Origin of the sequence: uncultured Flavonifractor sp. (assembly GCF_944387675.1) — a bacterium.
Classification (GTDB): Bacteria; Bacillota; Clostridia; order Oscillospirales; family Oscillospiraceae; genus Flavonifractor.
Genome location: NZ_CALXFV010000079.1, coordinates 1 through 10128, shown reverse-complemented (window position 1 = coordinate 10128; position 10128 = coordinate 1). Strand labels below are relative to the sequence as shown.

The following is a 10128-nucleotide window of genomic DNA, read 5'->3' as shown; positions in this document are numbered from 1 at the left end:
GTAGCTCTCGCACTGAGATACCGTTCCCAGGTCCATGCGCCCCACAATGCCCCCTACATAGTCCTTCTTACCGGTAACCGTGCCGCTGTTCACACAGCGCTCGGTCAGGGCGGCGGCCTGGTAGCGGAAGCTCAAGGACCGGTCGCCGGAGGTGGTCAGGTCGTCCTCCGGGTCGTAGTCGTATTCGATGGCCATGGAACCCACGATGCCTGCTATGTTCACATCTCCCTCCACAGCGCCTGTGTTTTGGGAGTGAGTGATACGTCCGGCATCCTCGTCGGTTTCCGTGGCCTGATCGGAGACATCTTCCAAAAGGTCCTCCTCATCCTCCGTTTCCGAGCGGTCAGAGTGGTTGCGGAGCACATCCACCACTTTGCCGAACTGGGTGTTGATGGCGCGCAGATCCTCCAGAAGGATGTGGGAGGAGGCCGACATGGCGTCGTTTAACCCCTGTACGGCGCTGCTGAGGCTGCCCATGGCGTCGTCCAGGGCGTCCTTCCCATCATCCAATGCGTCTCCCGCGGGAGAAAAGGAGATCTCCGGCTTTTGGGCCAGCTCCGTCATCACGTCATGAAAGGTATCGCCGGCCTGGCGCAGCTGGCCGCAGGCCTCTTCCAGGACCCCGGCGGCGTCCCGGAGCAGGCCGGCGGCGCTCTCCCCGTAGGGGGCGGCACCGTCCAGACTCTCCAGAGCGGTTTCCATGTGGCCTGCGGCCTGGTCCAGCAGATGGAAGCCGGAAGCCAGGTGCTCCGATGCGGAGGCAAGGCTGTCCAGGGTATCCCAGAACAAGTCCTCCGCCACGTCGCCCGGCTCACCCAGGGCATGCTTTAGCGCCGAGAGCGCATTTTGAATTTCGCCTGCGGCGGCGCGCAACTCTTCCAGCGCATCCAGCACTCCGTCCCAGCCGGAGCCTGCTTCATCGCCCTCTGGAGTCTCATCCACCCGCCCGCTGAGGTTCCCCAGGGCGTCCCACAGATTGCCGAAGGCGTCGGACAGCAGACCGAAGGAGGCCGTCAGGCCGTCCAGCGCCGAGCGGATATCGTCCACGGCGTCGTGCATGGCTCCGCTGTCTCCCAGCCCGTTTTGAAGCCGCTGGAAGGCATCCCGGAGCTGGGCAGCAGCGGCGATACCCTGTCCGGCGGAGCTGCTCACCCGGTCCAAGGCTAGGCGCAGCTCCTCAAAGGCGTCCTCCGAAAGATCTCCCATTTGATGGAGCTCCTCCAGGGCGTCCTCCGCAAGGGCGACGGAGTCCTGGAGGCGGTCCAAGGCGGCGTCCACCGTGTCCGCGATAGGGGACAGCCGGTCCATAGTCCAGGAAATGCGGGCGGATACGTCGTTGACGGTTTCAATGTTTCCGTCGGCCCAGTCCGTCATGGCCTCGGACAGGTCGGAGGCCGCGCTTTTCACCTGGTCGGCGCTGTGGGAGACGCCGGTTATCTCCGTGGAAATGGTGTCGGATGCGCCCTGGGCGTCGGAAATTGCCTGATCCATAAGCGCTTGCAGGGTATCCAGCTCCTGCCACAGCTCATCCAGATCGTCCGAGTCAAAAAGCAGCGTCAGCCTGGGTTCCATCTGTCCGCAAATGCCGCCCACGTCCTTCCTGCCCTTGACACTGCCTGTGTTGATGCAGCTGTCCAGCCAGCCGGACTGACGGCCGGCGATGCCGCCTACGTTGTATCCCACGTGCTCGTATCCCACATCGCCGTTGTTGGTGCAGCTCTGGAGAATAGCGGTGGAGGCGCCGGCGATGCCGCCGATGTCGGTGCAGGCGGGGACGGTCTCGGTGGACCGAATGGAGGAGAGACTCATCTCATGGATTGCCACTGTGGTCTTGACCTCGGTAAGATTGATGTCCCCCTCATTCCGGCACAGGATCACGCTGCCCTCATTGCGGCCCACGATCCCGCCCACGTAGTGCTCCCCTAGAAGGGTGCCGGAGTAGGTGCAGTTGATCAGCTGTCCGCTGGCTTGGTTGCAGCCTGCCAAACCGCCCACATTGGTGCCGGCCTTCACGATGCCCTGGAAGGAGCAATTCAGAATTCTTCCGCCGTTGACTCCCACCAGCCCACCGATGGAATCCTTGCGGTCGCTGGGGGACACCGTGCCGCTGACCGTCAGATTTTGGACCGTTGCGCCCGCCTGAATGTAGCGGAAGAACCCCCGTTCATCGCCGCTTCCTGTGAGAGAAAAGCCGGAAATGGTGTGTCCCTGGCCGTCGAAGGTGCCGCCGAAGATGGGAATGCTCTGAAAGCCGGAGCCGCCCAGGTCGATGTCGGCCTCCAGATAGACCGTCTTTCCCACCGACCAACCGTCCACAGAGCAGTTCTGGGAAAAGCTCACCAGATCCTGGGCCGTTTTGATGTGGATAATGTCGCGCTCCGCTCCCAGCGCCGGAGCCAGCAGTGTGGTGAGAACGCCCAGCGCCAGCAGGAAAGCGAGAATGCGCCGTTTATGCTTTTTCATAGTCGCCCTCCTTCTGATCCGACGCCTCTGCTTCGGGCGGCTCACTGATGTTTCCGGTATCCAGCACGGCGGAGACATCGCCCCGAATCACGCCCCGGATGGTGGCGTCCACCAGGCCATTGATCTTGCCCCGGATGCGGCCGTTGACGTAGACCGTGCCGGTAGAGGTTCGGGCTACCTCAGGTACCTTGATGTTGAACCGGGTTTTTTCCACAATCTTGTCGCCCAGCAGCAGGATCTGAGGCAGGATGAACATGACCAGGATCATGGAGATCAGCGTCCCGCGGCTCAGATTTTCCCCAATGCCTACGATGGCGGGCTCAGAGGACAGCTTGCCGATGAGATAGGCGGCGGAGGTCAGGATAGTACCGGAGGTCAATACGGTGGGGAAGGCCAGATCCAGCGCCTTGATAATGGCCTGCTTGGGAGGCATAAGTTCCTTCATCTCACTGTACCGGGAGGAGATGACGATGGCATAGTCGATGTTGGCGCCCATCTGAATGGATGTTACCACCAGGTAGCCCATAAAGAAAATGGGCTGGTCGAACAAGGTAGGGAAGGAGAAGTTGATCCAGATGCTGCCCTGGATGACGCAGATGAGCAGAATAGGCAGTCCCACCGACTGGAAGGTGAAGAGCAGTACCAGGATGACGAATACCACCGACAGTACGCTGATAAGGATGTTGTCCCGCTCAAAAGAGGTGGACAGGTCGTAGTCACTGGTGGAGTCCCCCACCAGGAAGATCTGGTCCGCCGGGTAGTACCGCTCCGCCTCCTGGTGGATGGTTTGGAGGAATTCAAAGGTCTCTTCTCCCTCCTCCGGCAGGTTCAGATTGAGCACCATGCGGCTGTACTGATCTCCCATCATCTGGGCCTGCCCGTCGGTGAGGGCGGCATAGAGGTCGTCCAGCTGAGACTGGGTCTCCTCATCCAGCGTGACAAATCCCTGCTCCACCTGGTCGTAGAGGAAGAGAAACATGTCCATCAGAGGAACGGCGTAGGTGTCCACCCCGCTCACCGCCTGGCCCAGGCTGTCATCCTTGGCGGCATAGGCGGTGTAGAGCAGCTCCACAATCTCATAGTCCATGTCGGTCATTTCGGAAAACTGACGGGGAGTGAGCTTGTCGGTGAGAGTATAGCCGTCTAACGCCTCAATATTGGACAGGCCCATGGCGTAGTCCACCTCATCATATTGCTCCAGCCGGTGGAGCAGCGCCTTCTCGCTGGCGTAATCCCCCTTGGGTACCAGCAGGGCCATGATATTCTGGGTGCCGAAGGTGTCGTTGACCCGCTGCTCCGCGATTTGGTTTTCATTCTGCTTGGTGGTGACCAATTCCGAGTAGCCGTAGACGTAGGGACAGTTCTGGGACAGCAGGAAGCCCGCCACCAGCAGCAGCCCAAACAGCGGAACCCCGACATAGCGCAGCTTTACCACAAGATTCCCCCACCGGTCGATATGGGGAACAAAGCTGCGGTGCTGTGTTTTCTGAATGGCGTTGGAGAACAGCATCAGCAGGCCGGGCATCAGGGTGAATACCGAGAGCATGCTGAAGCAGATGGCCTTGATGAGCACCAGACCCATGTCAAAGCCCAGGCCGAACTGCATGAACATCATGGCGGCAAGGCCTGAGATGGTGGTGAGGGAGCTGGAGGAGATGGCGGGGATGGAATAGGCCAGGGCGGCGATGCAGGCCGCCCGGTCCTCCCCCAGCCGTTCCCGCTCCTCCGTGAAGCGGTGGAGCAGGATAATGGCGTAGTCGATAGCCAGGGCCAGCTGCAGTACCACCGTCACCGAGTTGGAGACGAAAGAGATGGTTCCGAAGATGAAGTTGGTACCCATGTTCAGCAGAGCGGCCGAACCGAAGGTGAGCATCAGCACCGGAAGCTCCGCGTAGGACCGGGAGGTAAACAGAAGCACCAGTACAATGATGGTGAAGGCGATGACCAAAATCACCTGCATCTCCGAAGCCAGGTTTCCGGCGGTGTCGTTTCCCACTTCGCTGTTTATATAGGCGTCATAGGGCTCCAGCAGCGTCTTGATTTCCGACATGGCGTCCAGGCTGATTTGCTGGTCCGCCTCGCCGTCAAAGGTGACGTTGATGAGTACGTCGGATCCCTGGATGTAGTCGGAGCGCTCCTCTGCCTGCCCCGTTTCGCTTTCGCCGCCCACGGTACCGGAACCCACCGTGGCCGAGGTGACCCCCTCAATCTGCTCCATCCGGTAGGCCAGACTCTGGGCAAGCGCTTCGGAGGTGTGGGAGACCACGATACGGGCGGTGCCATAGGTGGTCAGCTCTTCCTCCATAATGGACAGCCCCTGCCTGGTCTCGGTGTCTGCGGGCAGGTAAGCGGTGATGTCGTTTTCCACATGGACCCACCCCTGTGAAAACACAGAGAAGATCATGGCGGTGATATAAAAGAAGAAAATCAGGTTTCGTTTGTCAACAATAAAAGCTGCCAGGGCTTCTATGGGCGATTTGCGTTCCTTTTCCGGATTCAAATACGATCACGCTCCCTTTCTTCCGGCATTCCCCGGCGCGGGGTATGGCCGCCTCCTATCGCCGCATCCCCATGCGGCTGATTGCCATCACCACTCCGTCGATACCCAGCAGAATCAGGTAGGCACAGGCAAAGCAGCGCAGAGCGGCCAGGGTGAACAGGGGACTGAGCACCATCAAAAGGCCCAGCACCAGCCCCGCGATGTTGATAACCAGGGTAAAGGCGTACATGCCTCTGCCTGCCACAAAGCGGATGTGGTGCAGGTGGGAGAGCCGGGAGATGCAGTGGGCGATAAACCAGATGGGGAACAGCAGAGTCAGTGCCAGCACCCCCGCTTTGGGATAGGCCAGCAGCATCATTCCGGACATGACGCTCATTATTCCGGCCACCAGGGACAGTACGGGTCCCAACCCGGTAAAGCGCTCCACCTGGATATACAGCAGGATGTCCGCCACGCCCATGACCACCGCGGCCAGTCCAAAGGCGATGGCCATGCCGGTCAGGGCGCGGTCAGGCTCCAGAAAGGCCCAGATTCCCAGCGCAATGAGCAAAATACCAAGGACCAGCTCCAGCCAGCCAAATCCAGAACGCCGCCTCATTGCTTGCTCCCTCCATTCAGGATCTCCATAAACTCCTCGCCGGTGATGGTCTCCCGCTCATAGAGGAATCCGGCCAGCCGGTCCAGCTGCTCCCGGTTATCCTCCAGGAGCTTTCTGGCCTTTTCATGCTGCCGCTTCACCAGCTCCACCACCTTGCGGTCAATCTCCTTCTGCGTGTCCGCCGAGCAGGCCAGGGAGGTATCGCCCCCCAGGTACTGGTTCTGCACCGTCTCCATGGCCACCATGTCAAACTCCTCGCTCATGCCATAGCGGGTGATCATGGCCCGGGCCAGCTTGGTGGCCTGCTCGATGTCGTTGGAGGCGCCGGTGGTAATCTGCCCGAACGCCACTTCCTCCGCTGCCCGGCCTCCGGTGAAGGTGGCGATCTTGTTCTCAATCTCCTCTTTGGTCATCAGATATTTGTCGCCGGTTTCCACCTGCATGGTGTAGCCCAGGGCGCCGGAGGTACGGGGGATGATAGTAATTTTCTGTACCGGGGCGGAGTTTGTCTGTTTGGCGGCCACCAGAGCGTGGCCGATCTCGTGGTAGGCCACCACCCGCTTTTCCTGATCGGAGAGAACGGCGTTTTTCTTCTGGTAGCCGGCGATGACCACCTCGATGCTCTCCTCCAGATCAGACTGATTTACAATGGTCCGGCCGCTGCGCACCGCCCGGAGCGCGGCCTCGTTGATGATGTTGGCCAGCTCCGCGCCGGAGGCGCCTGCGGCCATGCGGGCCACGGTGTGGAAGTTCACGTCCTCTGCCGTCCGGATCTTTTTGGCGTGAACTTTCAAAATGGCCTCCCGGCCCTTCAGGTCGGGCAGCTCCACCGGTACGCGCCGGTCGAAGCGGCCGGGGCGGGTAAGGGCCGGGTCCAGGCTCTCCGGCCGGTTGGTGGCCGCCAGAATGATGACACCGGTATTTCCCTCGAAGCCGTCCATCTCCGTGAGCAGCTGATTGAGTGTCTGCTCCCGCTCATCGTTGCCGCCGTAGACGCCGCCTGAGCTGCGCTTTTGACCAATGGCGTCAATCTCGTCGATAAAGACAATACAGGGGGCTTTTTCCTTGGCCTGCCGGAACAAGTCCCGCACCTTGGAGGCGCCCATGCCCACAAACATCTCCACAAACTCCGAGCCGGAGATGGAGAAAAAGGGAACGCTGGCTTCTCCGGCCACCGCCTTGGCCAGCATGGTCTTGCCGGTACCAGGAGGCCCCACCAGCAGAATGCCCTTGGGCATGGAGGCCCCGGCCTGGGTATATTTTTCGGGGTTGTGGAGGTAATCCACAATCTCCTGGAGGCTCTCCTTGGCTTCATCCTCTCCAGCTACGTCGGAAAAGCGGATGCCCTGGGTGGAGGGAACGTAAACCTTGGCACTGCTTTTGCCCATACCAAAGCTCATGGCATTTTTGCCCCCCGCCTGGTTCATCAGTTTCCGGCTCATGTACTGGCCCAGACCGATAAAAATGAGAATGGGCAGGATAATGGTCAGAAACCAGGTCAGCAGGGGGGAGGCGGGTTCCTCAATGACCCGCTCGAACCTGGCGCCGGCGTCGTGAAGACGTTCCGTCAGAGTGGGGTCCTCCATGGGGCCGGTCTGATAGACCTGGGTTTCCGCTTTATCGGTAAACAGAATCCGGCTGTCCTCCACCTGCACCAGGCCGATGTCTTCCGCCTCGATCATGTCCATAAAGGTGCCGTAATCCACCTCTGTCACCTGGTTGCGGGTGAGCAGGGGGGTGACCAAAATATTGAAGAGGAAAATGATCAGCAGCACGATGCAGTAATAGTAGAGCAGCGGCTTCTTGGGTGATTTGACTTCTTTCATAGTGATTCTCCTTTTTCCTGCTGGGTCAGCTGGGCGTCGATGGCTTTCATGGAAAACAGCAGAGCCCGGTCTGCGGCCCGGTGTGCAAAATCCAGCAGATACTCCGCCAGAAGGAGCCGCTCTTCCACGGCCTCCGAATCCGGTCCGGTTCCAACCAGCTGCTGAAGCTGCGTTTTCGATTGCTCGATGTCATGCTCTACCTGGCCGTAGCCCCGCGCCAGAACAGAGACAAGGCTCGATTTGGAGCGCCGCAGGTTTTCCCGCAGGGCTGCCTCGGCGTCCATGCACTCCTGCTCCAAAACCGCGATCTCCTGCTGTAGGTGCTGGTGGTTTGACGTTTCACTCATGTGAATCCGGCTGTGCAGTCTGCCCACGCTGTCGTCCAGCTGGCACAGCTTTACCGAGAGGATTTCGTGCGCCATATCCACGCCTCCTTATCGCTTGCAATTATAAAAGACCCTGTATTTCGGTTCAATTATCACAAAGAGATCCATGTATAGACAAAATATCCGGAGTGTAAAGTTCTTTTACACTCCGGATATTTTGTCCAGCGGCGTATTCAGTTTTTTCTCATGGGAGGGATCCCCTCCGTCATGAGACGAAAGACGATGTGGACGATCTGATCCAGATTTTTGGTGTCGCTCTCACTCCAGTTGCGGAGGACGCCCAAGATCGCCTGGCTGTGATAGCGTAAGATCAGGCTGGACTCAAACCGGGTGCAGTCCCGGTAAAGGCCCTCCTCGTCACAGACACGCTCAAAAAGAGCTTGAATATACTGGTCCAGGAACCGCTCCAGCTCGTCGCGAAAGTTGCTTTCCATACCCTTTTTCATATAGGGCAGGATGTTGACGGCCATCACAAACAGATAGTGCAGCCTGCTTTCCCAATCCCCCAGTGCCTGCGCCTCCAGAATGGTGCGGGAGGTATCCCGTTGGAGGATCCATCGAAACAGGGCGGGAATATCCTCGAAGTGGTAGTAAAAGGCCTGGCGGGTGATGTGGCATTCCTCCACAATATCCTTTACGGTCAATCGCTTGACACCCTTCTCCATTATGAGAACCTTTGCCGCCTGGGCAATGAGCTCTTTCATGTCGGCTGCCATAAGTGGTGTCACCCCCAAGATTCCGATTGCGTCCGTTGTAGCTAATATTATAGGGCCGCCGGAACCCAATTTCAAGAACAAGTCTGCCAACGGCAAACGGTCTGGTCCGCAAAGGGGGCTTACCCGCTGCTCAGATGTCCTTTGTTTCCGTACATTTGTCCGAGCATTTCAACCAAAAAGGGGGGAAGACGGCTTTCAGCCGCCGGAACTCAAAAAGAAGGATATCCTTTCGGACGCCTCTCTTTCGGGCAATGCAGAAAATCGCGATCAAAGAAGCGCCGAATTTATTCCAGAATATCTGATTCTTGCTACATGGAAAAATCAATCGAGTGGTAGCAAATGGAGTTGAGAAGAGGTTTACCTGAAGCCGGATACCATAGGGCGCATCTCTGAATTGCTTATCCGTACTTGGAGATACTTGAGCGGTTGACTATCCTTATTGCATTTAGTACAATAATTCCAATTTATTGATGGTATTGACACAGTCCATGTGCGGCTGAAAGCTGTCCACAAAGAAATACCAGTGGGGTAAAAATTGAAACTATCTGCTGACAAAGAGAAGAAGATGCAGGCTATAAAAGGAATGACCAGCTTTTTGCTGCACAAGCACTATTGCGAAAATGATGTAGAAGCAATTATCGAACTTTTTGATGACAAATTGAGTTGGGTTGGCGCGGCTGAACATGAATATGATGTGGGGACCGAAAAAATTTCCGGCATCTTCCGGCAGTTTGCGGGCATGGTGCCACCGTGCAATATCCGGGACGAAGAATACCATGTGATTGACCTTTCGCCGGACATATACATTTGTACCGGCAGGGCGTGGATCTCCACCGATCCCTCCACCGGAATTTATTTGCGCGTGCATCAGCGTATTACGGCTGTCTTTCGGTGGAAAGACGGCACACCCCGGTGCTGCCATATCCATATTTCCAATCCGTACTCTGAAATGACGCAGGAGGATATAGGCTTTCCGACGCAAATGGGGCGGTATACAAACGAATATTTGCATCAATGTATTGATGAATACAAGAAAAAGATTAAAGAGCAGACGGAAATCCTGGAAAGATTGAGCTTTGAAGATTCCCTGACCGGACTGTTTAACCGAAACAAATTCAACCAAACCATGCAAAGCTTTGCAACAGCATCGTTTTCCCGACTGGGTCTGGCCTCTATTGACGTAAACGGATTGAAAAAAATCAATGACCAGATGGGACATAGTGCCGGAGATAGCCTGATCTGCTGTACAGCGAAACATATCGCGCGTGTATTTCCGGGAAGGTCTTACCGCATAGGCGGTGATGAATTTCTGGTGATTGATACGGAATTAGATGAAAGTGCCTTTCGGAAGGCCCTCTCCATTATGCGAGCAAATATGGCGCAAGATGGCATCAGCGTTTCTGTGGGTATATCGTGGAGATGCGGTTGCTGCAACATAAAAGAGCAGTTTGACGAAGCGGATAGGCTAATGTACCGGGCGAAAGCCGAATTTTACAGTTCATATGACAATGACCGTCGGCGAAGCTGATCAGGATCGGCGGCGCACCCTGCATGTATTTTTGCTTAGGAATAGGTGAGAGGCGGTTTAGCTGCCGAGAAGCAAAAAGAAGGACACGCTGATGCGTGTCCTTCTTTTTGG

Annotated in this window: 8 protein-coding genes; 2 read left to right on the top strand and 6 right to left on the bottom strand. The window is 57.3% G+C overall.

What is annotated here, in order from left to right; genetic code table 11:
* The 6 genes from Q0J74_RS08225 to Q0J74_RS08200 form a co-directional block, all read right to left on the bottom strand.
* A partial coding sequence (locus tag Q0J74_RS08225) for a hypothetical protein (RefSeq protein ID WP_297213151.1) occupies positions 1 to 2463 on the bottom strand: 2463 nt, incomplete at its 3' end.
* Complete coding sequence (locus Q0J74_RS08220; RefSeq protein WP_297213147.1) at positions 2450 to 4831, bottom strand: efflux RND transporter permease subunit; 2382 nt, start codon at positions 4829 to 4831, stop codon at positions 2450 to 2452. The genes Q0J74_RS08225 and Q0J74_RS08220, both read right to left, overlap by 14 nt.
* Positions 4832 to 5018: 187 nt before the next feature.
* Positions 5019 to 5561 carry a DUF308 domain-containing protein gene (locus tag Q0J74_RS08215; protein ID WP_297213144.1) on the bottom strand — a complete coding sequence of 181 codons (543 nt, stop codon included), beginning with the start codon at positions 5559 to 5561 and terminating at the stop codon, positions 5019 to 5021.
* Positions 5558 to 7387 carry an ATP-dependent zinc metalloprotease FtsH gene (gene ftsH, locus Q0J74_RS08210; RefSeq protein WP_297213141.1) on the bottom strand — a complete coding sequence of 610 codons (1830 nt, stop codon included), beginning with the start codon at positions 7385 to 7387 and terminating at the stop codon, positions 5558 to 5560. Before ftsH ends, Q0J74_RS08215 begins: the two co-directional genes overlap by 4 nt.
* Positions 7384 to 7809, bottom strand: a complete 426-nt coding sequence (locus tag Q0J74_RS08205; protein WP_297213138.1) for a hypothetical protein — start codon at positions 7807 to 7809, stop codon at positions 7384 to 7386. Before Q0J74_RS08205 ends, ftsH begins: the two co-directional genes overlap by 4 nt.
* A gap of 137 nt (positions 7810 to 7946) precedes the next feature.
* Positions 7947 to 8477, bottom strand: a complete 531-nt coding sequence (locus tag Q0J74_RS08200) for a TetR/AcrR family transcriptional regulator (RefSeq protein ID WP_297213136.1) — start codon at positions 8475 to 8477, stop codon at positions 7947 to 7949.
* Between Q0J74_RS08200 and Q0J74_RS08195 the strand changes: the two genes are divergently transcribed.
* Positions 8476 to 8838, top strand: coding sequence for a hypothetical protein (locus Q0J74_RS08195; protein ID WP_297213132.1), 363 nt, complete (start codon positions 8476 to 8478; stop codon positions 8836 to 8838). The two genes, Q0J74_RS08200 and Q0J74_RS08195, sit on opposite strands and share 2 nt — an antisense overlap.
* Before the next feature lie 186 nt (positions 8839 to 9024).
* Entirely contained in the window at positions 9025 to 10017 is a 993-nt protein-coding gene (locus Q0J74_RS08190; protein WP_297213129.1) for a diguanylate cyclase, read from the top strand.
* Positions 10018 to 10128: the final 111 nt, after the last annotated feature.